Genomic DNA, 17,144 nt, shown 5'->3' on the forward strand with positions numbered 1-17,144 from the left:
CGTCATGACACCTGAACAAAAGAGGAACAACCGACGCATGGGGCTCACGCTGGGCTCCATCGCGGTGCTGTTCTTCATCGGTTTCATCGTCCGCATGGTCTGGATCGGACACTGAGATGGGCATCGGCCAGCGCATCCGCCGCGAGAACGTCCGCATGGTCGGCAAGCTGGCCGTCGTCGCGGCCGGCATGTTCGCGTTCGGCTATGCGCTGGTGCCGATGTACCGCGCCATCTGCGAGTTGACCGGCGTCAACGTCCTCTCGCTGTCCGAGCTCGCGGTGCCGGGCGGCGCCAGCGGCGGCAAGAACGTGCGGCTGCCCGACAACACGCAGGTCGATACCAGCCGCACCATCACGGTCGAGTTCGACGCCAACGTGCGCGGGCTCTGGGATTTCAAGCCGGCGCAGCGCTCGATGCAGGTGCACCCTGGAGAGCTCCATACCGTGATGTACGAGTTCCAGAACGTGCAGAACCGCCGCATGGCCGCTCAGGCCATCCCGAGCTACGCGCCGCAGCAGGCCGCGCCCTATTTCAACAAGCTCGAGTGCTTCTGCTTCAACGAGTACACGCTCGATGCGGGCGAGAAGAAGCAGTGGCCGGTCGCCTTCGTGATCGATCCGAAGATCTCCAAGGACGTCAAGACGATCACGCTGTCGTACACCTTCTTCGAGGTCGGCGGCAAGACGCCGCCCGCCCCGGTGGCGGCCAATGCGGCGGCAACGGCTGCGGAGCCGCGTTCATGACCGCGACCGAACCGGCACGCAAAGGCTCCATTTGGCGCACCGTCAAGGCGGTCGCTTGGGGCTTCTTCGGCGTGCGCAAGAACAGCGACTACCAGGAAGACATCGCCAAGCTCACGCCGCTGCACATCGTTGCCGTCGGCTTCGTCGCGGCGGTGGTCTTCGTCGTCGGGCTGATCCTCCTGGTGAAGTTCGTCGTTGCGCCCTGACAAGAAAAGCCTGCCCCACAGATTTGAATTGAGAGAAGAAAGCCAGGACCTGATATGAGTTCAAGCACCCACGGCACCACGCCCTACTATTTCGTGCCTTCGCCCTCGCCGTACCCGGTCATGGCGTCGATCGGCCTGCTCTTCGTCATCTTCGGCGCCGCCCAGTGGATCAACGGGCACCAGTGGGGCGCATGGTCCCTGTTGGCGGGCATGCTGCTGTGGCTCGGCACCCTGTTCGTCTGGTTCCGCCAGTCGATTAGCGAAAGCGAAGGCGGGCAGTACGGCCACAAGGTCGACCTCTCGTTCCGCTGGAGCATGAGCTGGTTCATCTTCTCCGAAGTGATGTTCTTCGGCGCCTTCTTCACGGCGCTGTGGTGGGCCCGCACGCACGCGCTGCCCTCGCTCGGCAGCCTCGACAACGCCCTGCTGTGGCCCGACTTCAAGGCCGTGTGGCCCACCATGGCCGCCGGTGCCACGGGTTCGCCGGCCGATATCGTCGAGCCCTTCCAGACGGTCGGCCCCTTCTGGCTGCCGACCATCAACACGGCGCTGCTGCTGAGCTCGGGCGTGACCCTCACGATTGCCCACCACGCGCTGCGTGCCAACCACCGTGCCCAGGCTGTGCGCTTCATGTGGCTCACCGTGCTGCTCGGCGTGACCTTCCTCGGCGTGCAGGGTTACGAGTACTACCACCTGTACACCGATCTGAACCTCAAGCTCAGTTCGGGCGCCTACGGTTCCACCTTCTTCATGCTGACCGGTTTCCACGGCCTGCACGTGTTCATCGGCATGCTGATGCTGCTGTTCATCACCCTGCGGCTTCGCAGCGGCCACTTCACGCCGGAGCGCCACTTCGGTTTCGAAGGCGCCGCCTGGTACTGGCACTTCGTCGACGTGGTGTGGCTCGGCTTGTACTTCCTGGTCTACTGGCTTTGAGCATCCGCAACGGCACAACAAAAAAGCGCCGAAAGGCGCTTTTTTCATGGTGCTTGTGGAACGAGCACAACCTACTTGCCGAGAGGCAATCCCCCCGGCTGGATGTAGCCGAGTTTCCAGGCCGCCAGCAGGCAGAGGAACAAAACCACCGAGAGTCCGATCCGAACGGTGAGCGCACGCACCATGCCGCCGCTCTTGGCGCGCCCCTCGCGGCCGTCCCGCAGCATGAAGAACAGCGCAAATCCGAGGCTCGCCAGGATGCCGACGAAGGCGAGGGCGACAAGGTATTTCATGACCCCCATTATCGGCGGCCCGACCCGCCCCCTGACTTGAACGATGACTTTCGGCCTCCCGTGCGCAGCTCGGGCGGAGGGCGTTTCTGGCTCGTGACGGTGGCTGCCGTGCTCACTCTCGCGGCGACTGTTTCGCTCGGTCGCTGGCAGCTGTCCCGCGCTGCGCAGAAGGAGGCATTGCAGGCAGAAATCGATGCGCAGCAAAGCTTGCCGCCGCTCGATCAGCAGGCCTTCCTGGCGCTCGACAAGGCCACTTCGGCCCTGCATCGGCCGGTGCGGCTGCGCGGGCTCTGGCTGGCGCCATACACGGTCTACCTGGACAACCGGCAAATGCATGGCTTGCCCGGCTTCTACGTGCTGACTCCCTTCGCCGTTGAAGGCAGCGATCAGACCGTGCTGGTGCAGCGCGGCTGGGTGCAGCGCAATTTCAATGATCGGGCGCAGCTCGCGCCGATCGACACGCCGGCCGGCCTGGTCGAGGTGACCGGCAGGATCGAGCCGCCACCCTCCCACCTGCTCGAACTGGGCAAGGCCGCGCCGGGGGCGCAGGCGCAGCCGGGCGCGGGGTCTTCGCCCATCCGGCAGAATCTCGACCTTGAAGCGTTCCGTGCCGAAACCGGTTTGCCGCTGCGGACCGATGTGTCGCTGCAGCAGGCCGGACCGGCTTCCGAGGGCTTGCAGCGTGACTGGCCGGCTCCCGCGCTGGGTGTCGAAAAGCACTACGGCTATGCGTTCCAGTGGTTCGGGCTCGCAACCCTCGTGGTATTCCTCTATGTCTGGTTTCAATTCATCTCCCCCTACCGCCGCGCGCGCCATCTCCGCCGCAGCTGACGAGCCGCTCGGCCTGACCGTGCACTCGATGCCCTCGCCGCGCCAGGCGCTGGACGGCGCGGAAGGGCGGCGGACCGTGATCGGCCGCTGGAAGATGATCCTGGTCATGCTGTGCTGCGCCGCGCCGGTGATCGCTTCGTACTTCACCTACTACGTGATCCGGCCCGAGGGCCGGCGCGTCTACGGCGAACTCGTCGATCCGCAGCGCAGCCTGCCCGACCTGGTCGCGACCACGCGCGATGGCATGCCCGTGCGCCTGTCGACGCTCAAAGGCCAGTGGCTGCTGGTCGCCGTGGCGGATGCGGCCTGCGATGCACTGTGCGAGCAGCAGCTCTATCTGCAGCGCCAGTTGCGGGAGAGCCTGGGCCGCGAAAAAGACCGGCTCGACCGCGTCTGGCTCGTCAGCGATGCTGCGCCAGTCCCTGAGCGCCTGAACAACGGCCTGCATGGCGCTACGGTGTTGCGCGTGCCGGCTGCGCAATTGGCGCAGTGGCTCGCGCCCGCCTCAGGCCACGCGCTGGCCGAGCATCTGTATGTGGTCGATCCGATCGGCAACTGGATGATGCGTTTCCCCGCTCGCATGGATGCGGCCGGTGCCAGCCGGGCCAAGCGCGATCTCGATCGGCTCCTGCGCGCCTCCGCATCCTGGGACGAGCCCGGCCGCTAGCCGACCATCATGGAAACCGGCTCGCTCTACGACCTCACGCCGATCGCCTGGCTCATGGGCGTGGGGGTGCTGCTTGCCCTGGGCCCGCTGGCCTGGGTCTGGCGGCGCAATACCGGCGCCGGGCCGGCCCGGCGGCTCTACGCCTTGACTGTGCTCACGCTCTTCCTGACCTTCGATCTCACGCTGTTCGGCGCCTTCACGCGGCTCACCGATTCGGGCCTCGGCTGCCCCGACTGGCCAGGCTGCTACGGCAATGCCAGCCCGTTCGGCGCCAGCCACCACATCGCGATGGCCGAGGCCGCGCAGCCGACCGGTCCGGTGACGCACAGCAAGGCATGGGTGGAAATGGTTCATCGCTACCTGGCCACCGGCGTCGGCGTGCTGATCCTCGCGTTGGCTGTCGCCACCTGGCGCGCGCGCTGGCGCCAGCGGCACGATGCGCAGCATGCGCGCGAACGGCCGCTGAGCGCCTGGTGGCCGGCCGCCACGCTGGTCTGGGTCTGCCTGCAGGGCGCTTTCGGCGCGCTGACCGTGACCTGGAAGCTCTATCCCGCCATCGTCACCCTCCACCTGCTGGGCGCCGTGGTGCTGCTGGCGCTGTTGTGCATCCAGGCCGTGCGCTACCGGCAGGCGGCGGCGGAACGGCTGCCCACGGCCGTGCCGCCGGGGCTGCGCAGGCTATTAATCGCAGTGACTGCATTGCTCGTCCTGCAGATCGCGCTTGGTGGCTGGGTCAGCACCAACTACGCGGTGCTCGCCTGCACCCAGTTCCCGATGTGCCAGAACAGCTGGTGGCCGCCGATGAACTTCACGCAGGGCTTCCAGATCTGGCGTTCGCTCGGCGAATCCGCCAGCGGCACACCGATCGACTTCGCGGCGCTGACCGCCATCCACTACGTCCATCGGCTGATGGCCTACCTGGTGTTCGCCGCGATCGGCATGCTGTTCTGGCAACTGCGCCGCATCGCGCCGCTGCGCGCGCAGGCGAAATGGCTGGCCGGCCTGGCGCTGCTGCAGCTCGCGACCGGCCTCGGCAATGTGCTGCTCGGATGGCCGCTGGTGGCGGCGGTTCTTCATACCGGCGGTGCCGCCGCGCTCGCGGTGGTGCTGACCTGGACGCTGTGTGAAAGCCGGCGCGAGCGCATGCCTGTGCCGGCGAATACTCGCGCTCCGCGCGGCAAGATGGAGGCCGCATGACCACGCCTGCATCGATCCACAGCCCGAGCACCGCCAGCGTGCTGCGCCAGTTCTATGCGCTGACCAAGCCGCGCGTGGTGCAGCTGATCGTGTTCTGCGCGCTGATCGGCATGGTGCTCGCTGTGCCTGGCGTGCCTGGCCTGGCCGACCTGCAGCGCGGAGCGCTGGCCTGCATCGGCATCTGGCTGGTGGCCGGCGCGGCGGCGGCCTTCAATTGCCTGGTCGAGAAGGGCATCGATGCGAAGATGAAGCGCACGGCCTGGCGGCCCACCGCCCGCGGCCAGCTGAGCGACCGGCAGGCCCTGGTGTTCTCGGCCGCGCTGTGCGCTGCCGGCTCGGCCGTGCTGTGGTTTGCGGTGAACCCGCTCACGATGTGGCTGACCTTCGCGACCTTCGTCGGCTATGCCGTGGTCTACACCGTGATCCTCAAACCGCTGACGCCGCAGAACATCGTGATCGGCGGCGCGTCCGGCGCCATGCCCCCGGTGCTGGGCTGGGCCGCGATGACGGGCGAGGTCGGGCCCGAGGCGCTGATCCTCTTCCTCATCATCTTCCTGTGGACGCCGCCGCACTTCTGGGCGCTGGCGCTGTACCGCGTCGAGGACTATCGCAAGGCGGGCCTGCCGATGCTGCCGGTGACGCACGGCAACGAGTTCACGCGGCTGCAGGTGCTGCTCTACACCTTCATCCTTTTTGCCGCCTGCCTGATGCCCTTCATCTACGGCATGAGCGGCTGGCTGTACCTCGCGGTCGCCATCGGCGTGAGCATCGGCTTCACGGGCTATGCCTTCGCGTTGTGGCGCAACTACTCCGACGCGCTCGCGCGCAAGACCTTCCGTTTTTCATTGGTCCACCTGAGCGTGCTGTTCGCAGCGCTGCTGATCGACCACTACCTGCGATGAACGAACTCATGAACAAGCGGCACGCACTTCGGTTGATGGCCTGGACCGGCCTCGCGGCCGCGGCGGGCGTGAATCTCGCGGCCTGCACCGAGTCCAGGCCGAGTTTCAATGCGGTCGACATCACGGGTGCCGACTACGCCAAGGACTTTTCGCTGACCGATGCCGACGGCAAGCTGCGCACGCTGGCCGACTTCAAGGGCAAGGTGGTGGTGCTGTTCTTCGGCTTTGCGCAGTGTCCGGACGTCTGCCCGACCACCATGAGCGAGATGGCGCAAGTCAAGCAGCAGCTCGGCGCGGATGGCGACAAGCTGCAGGTGCTGTTCGTCACGGTCGATCCGGAGCGAGACACGCCGGCGGTGATGAAGGCCTACATGGGCGCCTTCGATCCGGCCTTCGTCGCGCTGATCCCCACGCCCGAGCAGCTGCCGGCGTTGGCGAAGGACTTCAAGGTCTACTACAAGAAGGTCGAGGGCAAGACGCCGACCAGCTATTCCATGGACCACTCGGCGGCCAGCTTCGTCTACGACACCGAGGGCCGGCTGCGGCTGTATGCGCGCTACGGCGCCGGCGTGCCTGCGATGGTGTCCGACTTGAAGGCGCTGCTCAAGTCCTGACCGCGGACGCTGGCGAAGCAACGAAAAAGCCCGGCAGGGCCGGGCGTGGTCGGGGATCGAAGCAGCAGCGCCTCAGGCGAAGTCCACCAGCGCCTTCTTCATCTTCTTCATGGCCGCCACCTCGATCTGGCGAATGCGCTCGGCGCTCACGCCGTACACCGCGGCCAGATCGTGCAGCGTCATGCCGCCCGAGCCATCGTCGTTGACCTTGAGCCAGCGCTCTTCCACGATGCGGCGGCTGCGGTCGTCTAGCGCTTCCAGAGCGGTCGAGATGCCGTCTGTCGACATCCGGTCGCGTTGCCGCGATTCGAGCTGGGCGGTCGGCTCCTGCGAGGCGTCGGCGAGGTACGCGATCGGGCCGAAACCCTCGTCGCCGTCGTCCGAAGGGCTTGGATCGAGCAGAACGTCGCCGCCGGACAGGCGCGTTTCCATCTCCAGCACTTCTTCGGGCTTCACGTTCAGGCGGGTCGCCATTTGCGAGACCTCGTCAGCGCTCAGCGTGTCGCGGTGCGTGTCGCCGTCGCCGGCGGCCGAATCGGCCTTGAAGCTCTGCTTCATCGAGCGCAGGTTGAAGAACAGCTTGCGCTGGGCCTTGGTCGTCGCGACCTTGACCATGCGCCAGTTCTTCAGGATGTACTCGTGGATCTCGGCCTTGATCCAGTGCATCGCATAGCTGACCAGCCGCACGCCCTGATCGGGGTCGAAGCGCTTCACCGCCTTCATCAGGCCGACATTGCCTTCCTGGATCAGGTCGCCGTGCGGCAACCCGTAACCCAGGTACTGGCGGGAGATCGAAACCACGAGGCGCAGGTGCGAGAGGATCAACGCGCCCGCAGCTTCAAGATCGTTGTGGTCGCGCAAACGGCGAGCGAAACCCTGCTCTTCTTCGAGCGTGAGCAAGGGCAGGCGATTGGCTGCCGAAATGTAAGCGTCCAGGTTGCCCAGCGGAGGCACCATCGACCACGGATTGGCCACGGCAAGCTGGTTGGAAGACGCTCCGGACAGGGTTGTCATTGGGGAAACTCCTTCGTTGGCGGGCATATTAGCACTCGATTTGAGCGAGTGCTAAGCCTAGGGTTCCCACCCATTCCCAATGGGGTTGATAGGTCCAGGCTATTTGAGCGCCGTCCTCGTTTGGGTGGGGCGGTGTGTGATCGTGATGACCGGCAAAGGTTTCCCCGTCTACCAGCGCAGGCCGAGCCGCAAGAAGAGCCGCGACAACACGAACAAGGGGCCAACCCAGAGGTACTGGATGTCCTCGAAGAAAGACGGCTTCTTGCCTTCGATCTTGTGGCCGATGAACTGGAAGATCCACGCCACGACGAAGATAACGGCCGAAACCGGCAAAACAAGATCCCCCATCGCATGCACCACGGCCAGTAGCAGCACGGTGCCGATCAGCATCGTGGCCAGGAAGGCCGGAGAACGCAGCGTCGCGTAGTAGACGAGACTGGCGGCGACGAAGGCGTAGGCCACCCAGGGATGCAGCGCGAACAGCAAGCCGACGATGCTGAACATGATCGCCGGGATGGCGATCATGTGGATCGCCTCGTTCGTCGGGTTCTGGTGGCTTTCGCCGTAGTGGGCAAGCAGGCGGTCGACCTTGCGGTCGCTGCCGGCCAAGGGCGTGTCGGCAATGTGCATGGCAGTCTCCTGGCGGGCTCTGCGGCCCCGAAAGATGATGCCAGAAGCAGGGACGCGGGCGCTAGCCCATCAAGGCCTGCGCAAACTCGCGCGCCTTGAAAGTTTCCAGGTCCTCCAGCTTTTCGCCGATGCCGATGAAGTAGACCGGAATCGGCCGCTCCCGGGCGATGGCGCACAGCACGCCGCCCTTGGCCGTGCCGTCCAGCTTGGTGATGACCAGGCCCGTCAGGCCCAGCGTCTCGTCGAAAGCCTTGACCTGGGCCAGCGCGTTCTGCCCGGTGTTGCCGTCGATCACCAGCAGCACCTCGTGCGGCGCGCTCGCGTCGGCCCGGTTGACGACGCGCTTGATCTTCTTCAGCTCGTCCATCAGATGCAGCTGTGTCGGCAGCCGGCCGGCGGTATCGACGAGCACCACGTCCTTGCCGCGCGCTTTGCCGGCGTTGACCGCGTCGAAGCTCACGGCCGCCGGATCGCCGCCCTCCTGGCTCACGATTTCGACCGTGTTGCGGTCAGCCCAGACCAGCAATTGCTCGCGCGCCGCCGCCCTGAAGGTGTCGGCCGCGGCCAGCAGCACCGAGGCGCCTTCGTTGGCCAGGTGCTTGGTGAGCTTGCCGATCGAGGTGGTCTTTCCCGCCCCGTTGACGCCGGCCACCATGATCACGGTCGGCGTGAACTCGCCGATCACCAACGGCTTCTCCAGCGGCCTCAGCAGGTCCGCGATGGCGTCGGCCAGGAGCAGCTTCACCTGCGAGGCCTCGGTCGCCATGTTGCTCTTGACGCGGCGGCGCAGGTCTTCCAGCAAGTGCTCGGTGGCCTTGACGCCGGTGTCGGCCATCAGCAGTGCGGCTTCGAGCTCCTCGTAGAGCGCATCGTCGATCTGCGCGTTGACGAAGGCTGCGGTGATGCTGTTGCCGGTCTTGCGCAGGCCGGTCTTGAGCTTGCCGAGCCAGCCGCTGCGTTGCTCGGCTTCGGCCGGCGGCGCTTCGCCTGGCGGCGGTGCAGGCACGGCCACAGGGGCAGGCAGCGGCTCGGCGGCCGGCGGCTTGGCGCCAAACCAACTCGAGGGTGAAAAGACCGACTTGGCGGGCAGCGGCGGCTCGGCGGCCGGCGGCGCCGGCGGGGCCGGCGAAGCCGCAGGTGCCGGGGCAGGGCTCTCGGCCGGCGGCTTTTTCTTGAAGAAACTGAACATTGGGGGGTTTTTACAATCCGACCCATTCTATGAAACACCCCTCGCCACGCCGTGCTGCGTTTGGTGCGGTGCTGGCCTCGGTGCTGTTCGCGCTGCCGATCCTGCCTGCACTGGCGCAGCAAACCCCGCCGGCCGCCTCCGCTCCCGCCCAAGCCCGGCAGTTCACCCTCGCCAACGGCATGACCCTGATCGTCAAGCCCGACCGGCGTGCGCCGACCGCGGTGCAGATGCTCTGGGTGCGTGTCGGCTCGATCGACGAAGTCGACGGTACCTCGGGCGTCGCGCACGTGCTCGAACATATGATGTTCAAGGGCACCAAGGAACTGAAGGCCGGCGACTTCTCGCGCCGCGTCGCCGCGCTCGGCGGGCGCGAGAACGCTTTCACCACGCGCGACTACACCGGCTACTACCAGCAGATCCCGGCGGACAAGCTGGAGCAGGTGATGAAGCTGGAGTCCGACCGCTTCGCGAACAACCAGTGGCCCGACGACGAATTCAAGCGCGAGATCGAGGTCGTCAAAGAAGAGCGCCGCCTGCGCACCGACGACCAGCCGCGCGCCCTGCTCGGCGAGCAGCAGAACGCCGCCGTCTTCATCGCCTCGCCCTACCACAGGCCCATCGTCGGCTGGATGAGCGATCTCGACGCCATGACGCCGGCCGACGCACGTGCCTTCTTCCAGCGCTGGTACGTGCCGGCGAACGCAGCCGTGGTGGTGGCGGGCGATGTCGACGTCGAGAAAGTGCGCGCCATGGCCGAGAAGTACTACGGCCGCATCCCGGCCCGCGCGGTGCCCGAGCGCAAGCCGCGCATCGAGCCGACCCAGCGCGGGATCCGCCGCATCGAGTTCAAGGCGCCGGCCGAGCAAGCCTATGTCACGCTCGCCTTTCGTGTGCCGCAGATACCGGCCACCGACCAGTTCGACGCCGCCAGCGATCCCTATGCGCTGGTGGTGCTGTCCGCCGTGCTCGACGGCTATCCCGGCGCCCGGCTCGACCGCGCGCTGACCCAGGGCCCGGACCGCGTGGCGGACTCGGCCGGCGCGTACGCGGGCTTCGTCGGCCGCGGCCCGCAACTTTTCGTGCTCGACGGCGTGCCTGCCGCGGGCAAGAGCGCGGAAGCTGTCGAGGCCGCGCTGCGCGCGCAGGTGGCGCTGATCGCGCGCGAGGGCATCGGCGCGGCCGAGCTGGCGCGCGTCAAGACCCAATGGGTGGCGAGCGAAACCTACAAGCTCGATTCGGTGATGGCCCAGGCGCGCGAGCTCGGCAGCAACTGGATCCAGGGCCTGCCGATGGACGCCAGCGCACGCATCATCGCGCGGCTGCAGGCCATCACTGCCGAGGAGGTGCAGGCGGTGGCTGCCAAGTACTTCGGCGACGACCAGCTGACCGCCGCCGCATTGCGGCCGTTGCCGAACGAGATGAACCGCCGCCCGCGCGGCTTTGCAGCGCCGGCCGGCGACCTGCGCTGAAAGGCCTCGCTTCATGCTGACTCTCAAGAAACAGACCCTGGTGCGTGCCGTGCTGGCGGGCGCAGCGGTTCTCGTCGGCGCCATCGCCCATGCCGCCATTCCGATCGAGCACTGGACGCTCCCGAACGGCGCGAAGATCTACCTCGTGGCCACCAACGCCTTGCCGATTGTCGACGTGCAGATCGATTTCGACGCCGGCAGCCGGCGCGATCCGCCGGCGCAGGCCGGCTTGGCCGGCGTCACGGCCGGCATGGTCGAGAAGGGTATTCGTGCCAGTGGCAGCGACCCGGCGATGGACGAGAACGCGCTGGGCGAAGCCTGGGCCGATCTGGGCGCGAACTTCGATGCCAGCGCGGGCTCCGACCGCATGAGCTTTTCGCTGCGCACGCTGTCCGAGCCGGCGCTGCTCGACAAGGCGGTGCAGCTGGCTTCGCGCGAAATCGGCGAACCGGCCTTTCCCGAAGACGTGTGGAAGCGCGAGCGCGAACAGCTCAACGCGTCGATCCGCGAAGCCAACACCAAGCCCGCGACCATCGCCGGCCGCGCCTTCTCGCAAGCGGTCTACGGCGCGCATCCCTATGGCCAGGACACGACCGAGGCCACGCTGGCGCGGATCGACGTCGCCACCATGCGCCAGCGCTACGAGCAGTTCATCCTGCCCTGCCGCGCCAAGCTCAGCATCGTCGGCGCGGTCACGCGCGCGCAGGCGGACGCTATCGCGACCACGCTGCTGTCGCGCCTGCCCGCGGCAACGCAGCCTGGCGACTGCGCCGCATTGCCGCCCGTGCCGCAGGTCGCGCCGCTCGCCGCGGCGAAGGACGAACGGCTGCCCTTCGATTCGGCACAGGCGCACGTGTGGATCGGCCAGCCCGGCTACGCGCGCAGCGATCCGGACCATTTCGCGCTCACGCTCGGCAACTACGTGCTCGGCGGCGGCGGCTTCGTTTCGCGCCTGACTGAAGAAGTGCGCGAGAAGCGCGGCCTGGCCTACAGTGTGTACAGCGGATTCTCGCCAGGGCTGCATGCGGGCGCCTTTCGCATCGGCTTCCAGACCCGGCCCGACCAGGCCGCGGACGCGGTGAAGGTCGCGCGCGAGGTGGTCGCCAAGTTCGTCGCCGAGGGGCCGACCGCGGCCGAACTCAAGGCTGCCAAGGACAACCTGATCGGCGGCTTCCCGCTCTTGCTCGACAGCAACCGCAAGCTGCTCGGCAACGTGTCCAACATCGCGTGGAACGACCTGCCGCTCGACTATCTCGATACCTGGACTGCGCGTATGAACGCGGTCACCGCGGCCGACGTCAAGGCCGCATTCGCGCGCAAGCTGCAGCCCGAGCGGATGGTGACGGTGGTGGTGGGCGGCAAGCACTGAAGGCGTGGAGCGCATGCGCGGCAGCCGTTAAGCTCTGCGCGTGAAAGCGACACCCCGAACCACTCCCGCAGCCTCGCCCAAGCTCGCGAAGGCGCCTCATGTCATCCGCATCATCGGCGGCCAATGGCGGCGCACGCGCCTTGCCGTGGCCGACAAGCCCGGCCTGCGTCCCACGCCCGATCGCGTGCGCGAAACGCTGTTCAACTGGCTTGCGAGCCTGGCGGGCGCCGGCGGCGGCGAGCTGCCGGGCTGGCATTGCATCGACGCCTTCGCCGGCACCGGCGCGCTGGGTCTCGAAGCCGCATCGCGCGGCGCCGCTTCGGTGCTGCTGTGCGAGCAGGACGCGGCGCTGGTGGCGCAACTGCAGGCCCTGAAGGGCAAGCTGGCAGCCGAAGCGGTGCGCATCGAGCGCGGCAACGGCGTCACGCTGCTCGAACGTACGCCGGCCGGCAGCATGCACGCGGTCTTCCTCGATCCGCCCTTCGAGAACGCCGCGCTCTACGAGCCCGCGCTGCGCGCCGCGGCACGCGCGCTGCGGCCGGATGGCGTGGTCTACCTCGAAGCCGCTCGCCGCTGGAGCGACGAGGAGCTGGCCGCGCTGGGGCTCGCGGCCTATCGCTATCTCAAGGCCGGCGCGGTGCATGCGCATCTCTTGATACTTGCGACTGACAGCACTGCATAATCCGCCGGATCAGGCCGCATCAACTGCACGAGGAGGAAGCCACCATGTCCAGCAACGTGATCGCGGTATATCCCGGCACCTTCGACCCCATGACGCTCGGTCATGAAGACGTGGTGCGCCGAGCGACCCAGCTATTTGCCAAGGTGATCGTCGCGGTGGCGGCCGGCCATCACAAGAAGGCCTTGTTCACGCTGGAGGAACGCATGGACATGGCGCGCACGGCGGTTCAGCCGTACAGCGACCAAGTCACCGTCGAAAGCTTCTCGGGACTTCTGCGCGATTTCGTCGTCGCGCGCGGCGGCAAGGCCATGGTCCGCGGCCTGCGCGCGGTGACCGACTTCGACTACGAGTTCCAGCTCGCCGGCATGAACCGCTCCCTGATGCCGGATGTGGAAACGGTGTTCCTGACGCCGAGCGACAAATACCAGTTCATCTCGAGCACCTTCGTGCGCGAGATCGCGATGCTCGGCGGCGAGGTCGACAAGTTCGTTTCGCCCAACGTCCAGGACAGCCTGATGGCCAAGGTGCGGAGTCTCGGCCGCGAATGATGCTGCCCCGTCTCCACGCGCTGGGTGATGCCGCACTGCTGTGCGAACTCCCCGCACCGGCGACGCTGGCACAGCAGCAACAGATCTGGGCACTGGCGATCGAAGCGCTGCAGTGGCGCGGCGTCCATGAAGTCCTGCCCGGCATGAACAACCTGAGCCTGCTGTTCGATCCGGAGCAGATCGATGCCGCCGAACTCGAGATGCAGGTGCTTTCCGCGTGGCCGCAACTGGCTGCGACCTCGATCCAGGGGCGCGAGATCGAGATTCCGGTCGCCTATGGCGGCGAGGCCGGCCCCGACCTCGCCGACGTGGCTGCGCACACCGGTTTGACGCCGGCCGAGGTCGTGCGGCGCCACAGTGCCGGCGAGTACGTGGTCTACCTCCTCGGCTTCCTGCCCGGCTTTGCGTTCCTGGGCGGGCTTGCGCCCGAACTGGCGACGCCGCGGCGCGCCGAACCGCGTGTGGCGGTGCCGGCCCGTTCGGTCGGCATCGGCGGCGAGCAGACGGGCATCTATCCGCTGGTCTCGCCCGGCGGCTGGCAACTGATCGGCCGAACCTCGCTCGAGCTCTTCGATCCGCGTGCGGACGAGCCGACCCTGCTGCGCCCCGGCGACCGCGTGCGCTTCTTCGTGGAAAGCGTCGAGGTTTGATGTCGGCGAGCGGCGGCATCGCGATCCTGCGCCCCGGCATGCTGGCCTCGGTGCAGGACCTGGGCCGCTATGGCCATCGCCAGCAGGGCATCTGCCCGGGCGGCGCGCTCGATGCGCTGGCCCTCACGCTGGCCAACCGGCTGGTCGGCAACGACGACGGCGCGGCCGGCCTGGAGCTCACGATGGGGGGCTGCGAGATCCGCTTCGAGTCGCCCACTCGCATCGCCCTGGCCGGCGACGACTTCGGCGCCCGGCTCGACGGCGCGCCGCTTTGGCCCTGCTGGAGCATCCCGGTGGCGGCCGGCCAGGTGCTCAAGCTCGGAAGTGCCAACCAGTGGAGTTCCAAGAAAGGGCTGCGCAGCTGGCTGGCGATTGCAGGCGGCATCGACGTGCCGCTGGTCATCGGCTCGCGCAGTACCGATCTGAAGGCCGGCTTCGGCGGTCATCTGGGCCGCGCGCTGAAGAAGGGCGACCAGCTGCCCCTGGGTCTGCCGGCGCTGGATGCGGCGCAGTTGGCGCGGCGCGCCTTCGGCTTGCGCGCGCCCGAGTGGGAGCACGAGGACGACGGCGCGCTGCTGTTGCGCGTCATGCCCGGCCCCGAATTCGAGCAGTTCACCATGGCCTCGCGCGAGCTGTTGTGGGGCGAGCCCTGGCGCACCACGTCGCAGAGCAACCGCATGGGCAATCGGCTCGAGGGACCGGAGCTCAAGCGCAAGCGCAGCGCCGACATGCTGTCCTCGGCGGTGATTCCCGGCACGATCCAGGTGCCGCCCTCGGGGCAGCCGATCATCCTCATGGGCGATGCGCAGACCACCGGCGGCTACCCGCGCATCGGCGTCGTCATCCGGGCCGACCTCTGGAAGCTCGCACGGGCGCCGCTCAACGGCCGGCTGCGGCTCGCGCAGGTCGATGCGGCCGCGGCGCTGGAAGCCTGGGCCGAGCAGCAGCGCTACCTGGCGCAGGTGGCGCAAGCCCTGGCGTCTGCAGGCTGGCGCACGACAGCGCAAAATTCCCTCTAAGGAGAAAGCCATGCAGATTGACCTCAACGCCGACCTCGGCGAAGGCTGCGACAACGACGAAGCGCTGCTTCGCCTCGTGAGCTCGGCCAACATCGCTTGCGGCTGGCATGCGGGCGATGCCAAGACCATGCGCCAGTGCGTGCGCTGGGCCATCGCCAACGGCGTGGCGATCGGCGCGCACCCGAGCTTCCCCGACCGCGAGAATTTCGGCCGCAGCGAAATGAATCTGCCGCCCGAAGAAATCGTTGCCGGCGTGCTCTATCAGGTCGGCGCGCTGGCGGCGATCGTCAAGGCCGAAGGCGGCACGCTGGCGCACGTCAAGCCGCATGGCGCGCTCTACAACCAGGCGGTGAAGGAGCCGGTGCTGGCCGAGGCGATCTGCGAGGCGGTGCGGCGCTTCGATCCCGGCCTGCGCTTCTTCGGACTCGCGGGCAGCGGCATGATCAGCGCCGCCGAACGCGCCGGCCTCAAGCCGGTGGAGGAGGTGTTCGCCGATCGCGGCTACATGCCCGATGGCAGCCTGGTGCCGCGCAGCCGCCCCGGCGCCTTGATCGAGGACGAAGAGCAGTCGCTGGCGCAGACGCTCTCCCTGGTGCGCGACCACAAGGTGACCGCCATCGACGGCACGGTGGTCGGCGTCAATGCGCAGACGGTGTGCCTGCACGGCGACGGCGCACATGCGCTGGAATTCGCGAAGCGCATCCGCGAGCGCCTCGCGGCCGAGGGCATTGCGGTCGCCGCCACGGCCTGAGCATCGTCACGCGCCGTGAACGTACTGCTGACCGGCTTCGAGCCCTTCGACAAGGAAGCGCTCAATCCTTCGTGGGAAGCGGTGCGCGCGCTCGACGGCTGGCGCTGCGAAGGCGCCGCGGTGCATGCGCGCCGCATCTCCTGCGTGTTCGGCGCAGCGCTCGCCGAGCTCGATGCCGCCATCGACGAACTGCAGCCGCAGCTGGTGTTCGGCATCGGCCAGGCCGGCGGCCGCAGCGAGATCACGCCGGAGCGCATCGCGATCAACGTCGACGACGGGCGCATCTGCGACAACGCAGGCTGCCAGCCGATCGACGTTCCGGTGGTGGCGGGCGCGCCGGCCGCTTATTTCTCGAGCCTGCCGATCAAGGCGATCGTGCGCGACCTGCGCGCCACAGGCATCCCGGCCGCGGTCTCGAACACGGCGGGCACCTTCGTCTGCAACCACCTTTTCTTCGGCCTCATGCACCGTATCGCGACACGGCCGGTGCCGGGCATGCGCGGCGGCTTCATCCACATTCCCTATCTGCCCGAACAGGCGGCGCGTTTTCCGGCCGCACCGAGCATGGCGCTCGATACCATCGTCGCGGCGCTGCGCATCGCGATCGCCACCGCGCTCGCAGTGCGCGAGGACGTGCGCGAAAGCGGCGGGCAGTTGAGCTAGGCCTTTGCCGGCAGCAAGCGCTCGAGCCACGGAATCAGCGCAGCGTTGACGAAGGCGGGCTTCTCCATCGTCAGCATATGGCCGCAGTCCGCCACCCACACGAGCTCGGCATGCGGCACGATCTGCGCTATCTCTTGCGAGCATTCCGGCGGTGTGAGCCGGTCGCCGTCGCCGCAGACCACGAGCACCGGGCAGTGCAGCGAAGCCAGATGCGAGCGCGCATCGGGGCGCTCCATCAGCGCGCGGTTCTGGCGGATCAATTGCTGCGCGCCGGCGTCGAGTACCAGTTCGACATAGCGCCGCACCAGCGCCCTGTCGCCGGCCTGTGTCGGATGAAAGGCGAAGCCCGCGTTGAACTCGATCACGTCGCGCGCCTCGCCCTGCTCGAAGAGCTCGATCGCCGATTCGCGCAGCGCGTACATGTCGGGCGTTTCCGGCCGCGCATTGGTGCCGAGCAGCGCGAGCCCTGCGATGCGTTCCGGCGCCTGTCGCGCGGCCTCCATCGCGATCATGCCGCCCATCGAGGCGCCGCAGAGGATCAGCGGGCCGGCATGCTCGCGCAGCATGGCCTCGGCCATGGTTTCGATGCGATCGTGGCGCATGTGGGCATCGCTCACATGCACGTCGAGCGCGGCGGGCAGGGCAGGCAGCTGCGCCTCCCAGAGGCGCTCGTCACAGGCGAGGCCGGGCAACAGGACAAGACGGGACATCGCCGGATTCTCCGCGATACGAGGCAATGAGGCGGCTGCCGAATTGCTGACATCTGCTGCG

At 67.6% G+C, this 17,144-nt stretch carries 22 protein-coding genes; 17 read left to right on the forward strand and 5 right to left on the reverse strand.

Translation table 11 applies throughout. The features are described 5' to 3' along the window. Window positions 1–4: 4 nt before the first annotated feature. The 4 genes from EJI01_RS29070 to EJI01_RS17815 are packed head-to-tail and all read left to right on the forward strand — an operon-like array spanning window position 5 to window position 1,885. Window positions 5–115, forward strand: coding sequence for a cytochrome oxidase small assembly protein (locus EJI01_RS29070; RefSeq protein ID WP_221885687.1), 111 nt, complete (start codon window positions 5–7; stop codon window positions 113–115). A 1-nt stretch (window position 116) separates the two neighbouring features. Continuing rightward, on the forward strand, window positions 117–743 hold the full coding sequence (locus EJI01_RS17805) for a cytochrome c oxidase assembly protein (protein ID WP_126838475.1): 627 nt from the start codon (window positions 117–119) through the stop codon (window positions 741–743). After that, the gene (locus tag EJI01_RS17810) at window positions 740–949 is read left to right on the forward strand and encodes a DUF2970 domain-containing protein (RefSeq protein ID WP_126838476.1); all 210 of its coding nucleotides are present in this window, start codon (window positions 740–742) and stop codon (window positions 947–949) included. Before EJI01_RS17805 ends, EJI01_RS17810 begins: the two co-directional genes overlap by 4 nt. A 54-nt stretch (window positions 950–1,003) precedes the next feature. Then, window positions 1,004–1,885, forward strand: coding sequence for a cytochrome c oxidase subunit 3 (locus EJI01_RS17815; protein ID WP_126838477.1), 882 nt, complete (start codon window positions 1,004–1,006; stop codon window positions 1,883–1,885). Between the two features lie 71 nt (window positions 1,886–1,956). Here the strand turns inward: EJI01_RS17815 and EJI01_RS17820 are convergent, their stop codons facing one another. Beyond that, on the reverse strand, window positions 1,957–2,187 hold the full coding sequence (locus EJI01_RS17820) for a twin transmembrane helix small protein (RefSeq protein WP_093109057.1): 231 nt from the start codon (window positions 2,185–2,187) through the stop codon (window positions 1,957–1,959). Window positions 2,188–2,277: 90 nt separating this feature from the next. Here EJI01_RS17820 and EJI01_RS17825 point away from each other — a divergent pair, with 90 nt between their 5' ends. From EJI01_RS17825 to EJI01_RS17845, 5 genes are read left to right on the forward strand one after another with little or no spacing between them, the layout of a single operon-like run. Then, complete coding sequence (locus EJI01_RS17825; RefSeq protein ID WP_260602502.1) at window positions 2,278–3,009, forward strand: SURF1 family protein; 732 nt, start codon at window positions 2,278–2,280, stop codon at window positions 3,007–3,009. Further along, window positions 2,951–3,676, forward strand: a complete 726-nt coding sequence (locus EJI01_RS17830) for a hypothetical protein (protein ID WP_126838478.1) — start codon at window positions 2,951–2,953, stop codon at window positions 3,674–3,676. The genes EJI01_RS17825 and EJI01_RS17830 overlap by 59 nt, the downstream gene beginning before the upstream one ends. A 6-nt stretch (window positions 3,677–3,682) precedes the next feature. Next, a complete protein-coding gene (locus EJI01_RS17835; RefSeq protein WP_126838479.1) occupies window positions 3,683–4,873 on the forward strand; it encodes a COX15/CtaA family protein in 1,191 nt (396 codons plus the stop codon). Beyond that, entirely contained in the window at window positions 4,870–5,775 is a 906-nt protein-coding gene (cyoE, locus tag EJI01_RS17840; protein ID WP_126838480.1) for a heme o synthase, read from the forward strand. Before EJI01_RS17835 ends, cyoE begins: the two co-directional genes overlap by 4 nt. Window positions 5,776–5,783: 8 nt before the next feature. After that, window positions 5,784–6,389 (forward strand): SCO family protein, encoded by a 606-nt coding sequence (locus EJI01_RS17845; RefSeq protein ID WP_126838581.1) that lies wholly within the window; start codon window positions 5,784–5,786, stop codon window positions 6,387–6,389. Between the two features lie 72 nt (window positions 6,390–6,461). Here EJI01_RS17845 and rpoH read toward each other — a convergent pair whose 3' ends face one another. The 3 genes from rpoH to ftsY form a co-directional block, all read right to left on the reverse strand. Then, window positions 6,462–7,403 carry an RNA polymerase sigma factor RpoH gene (gene rpoH, locus EJI01_RS17850; RefSeq protein ID WP_126838481.1) on the reverse strand — a complete coding sequence of 314 codons (942 nt, stop codon included), beginning with the start codon at window positions 7,401–7,403 and terminating at the stop codon, window positions 6,462–6,464. Window positions 7,404–7,571: 168 nt separating this feature from the next. Further along, a complete protein-coding gene (locus EJI01_RS17855; RefSeq protein ID WP_126838482.1) occupies window positions 7,572–8,033 on the reverse strand; it encodes a DUF962 domain-containing protein in 462 nt (153 codons plus the stop codon). Between the two features lie 61 nt (window positions 8,034–8,094). Then, window positions 8,095–9,222, reverse strand: coding sequence for a signal recognition particle-docking protein FtsY (gene ftsY, locus EJI01_RS17860; RefSeq protein ID WP_126838483.1), 1,128 nt, complete (start codon window positions 9,220–9,222; stop codon window positions 8,095–8,097). Window positions 9,223–9,251: 29 nt separating this feature from the next. Here ftsY and EJI01_RS17865 point away from each other — a divergent pair, with 29 nt between their 5' ends. Genes EJI01_RS17865 through pcp form a run of 8 tightly spaced genes read left to right on the forward strand, consistent with a single transcriptional unit; the run spans window position 9,252 to window position 16,373 of the window. Beyond that, window positions 9,252–10,691, forward strand: coding sequence for a M16 family metallopeptidase (locus tag EJI01_RS17865; RefSeq protein WP_126838484.1), 1,440 nt, complete (start codon window positions 9,252–9,254; stop codon window positions 10,689–10,691). A gap of 13 nt (window positions 10,692–10,704) precedes the next feature. Continuing rightward, window positions 10,705–12,060, forward strand: a complete 1,356-nt coding sequence (locus EJI01_RS17870; RefSeq protein WP_126838485.1) for a M16 family metallopeptidase — start codon at window positions 10,705–10,707, stop codon at window positions 12,058–12,060. A 40-nt stretch (window positions 12,061–12,100) separates the two neighbouring features. Continuing rightward, a complete protein-coding gene (locus EJI01_RS17875; protein ID WP_409513965.1) occupies window positions 12,101–12,742 on the forward strand; it encodes an RsmD family RNA methyltransferase in 642 nt (213 codons plus the stop codon). Window positions 12,743–12,786: 44 nt separating this feature from the next. Next, window positions 12,787–13,290 (forward strand): pantetheine-phosphate adenylyltransferase, encoded by a 504-nt coding sequence (gene coaD, locus EJI01_RS17880; RefSeq protein ID WP_126838487.1) that lies wholly within the window; start codon window positions 12,787–12,789, stop codon window positions 13,288–13,290. Continuing rightward, window positions 13,287–13,940, forward strand: a complete 654-nt coding sequence (gene pxpB / locus EJI01_RS17885; RefSeq protein WP_185878960.1) for a 5-oxoprolinase subunit PxpB — start codon at window positions 13,287–13,289, stop codon at window positions 13,938–13,940. Before coaD ends, pxpB begins: the two co-directional genes overlap by 4 nt. Continuing rightward, window positions 13,940–14,959 carry a biotin-dependent carboxyltransferase family protein gene (locus EJI01_RS17890; RefSeq protein ID WP_126838488.1) on the forward strand — a complete coding sequence of 340 codons (1,020 nt, stop codon included), beginning with the start codon at window positions 13,940–13,942 and terminating at the stop codon, window positions 14,957–14,959. Before pxpB ends, EJI01_RS17890 begins: the two co-directional genes overlap by 1 nt. Window positions 14,960–14,969: 10 nt before the next feature. Continuing rightward, entirely contained in the window at window positions 14,970–15,710 is a 741-nt protein-coding gene (gene pxpA / locus EJI01_RS17895; RefSeq protein ID WP_126838489.1) for a 5-oxoprolinase subunit PxpA, read from the forward strand. 15 nt (window positions 15,711–15,725) lie between these two features. Then, a complete protein-coding gene (pcp, locus tag EJI01_RS17900; RefSeq protein ID WP_126838490.1) occupies window positions 15,726–16,373 on the forward strand; it encodes a pyroglutamyl-peptidase I in 648 nt (215 codons plus the stop codon). Here pcp and EJI01_RS17905 read toward each other — a convergent pair. Further along, a complete protein-coding gene (locus EJI01_RS17905; RefSeq protein ID WP_185878961.1) occupies window positions 16,370–17,083 on the reverse strand; it encodes an alpha/beta fold hydrolase in 714 nt (237 codons plus the stop codon). The genes pcp and EJI01_RS17905 overlap by 4 nt on opposite strands. Window positions 17,084–17,144 lie beyond the last annotated feature (61 nt).

It is taken from the genome of Variovorax sp. MHTC-1 (assembly GCF_003984645.1).
In the GTDB taxonomy this organism is placed as follows: Bacteria; Pseudomonadota; Gammaproteobacteria; order Burkholderiales; family Burkholderiaceae_C; genus Variovorax.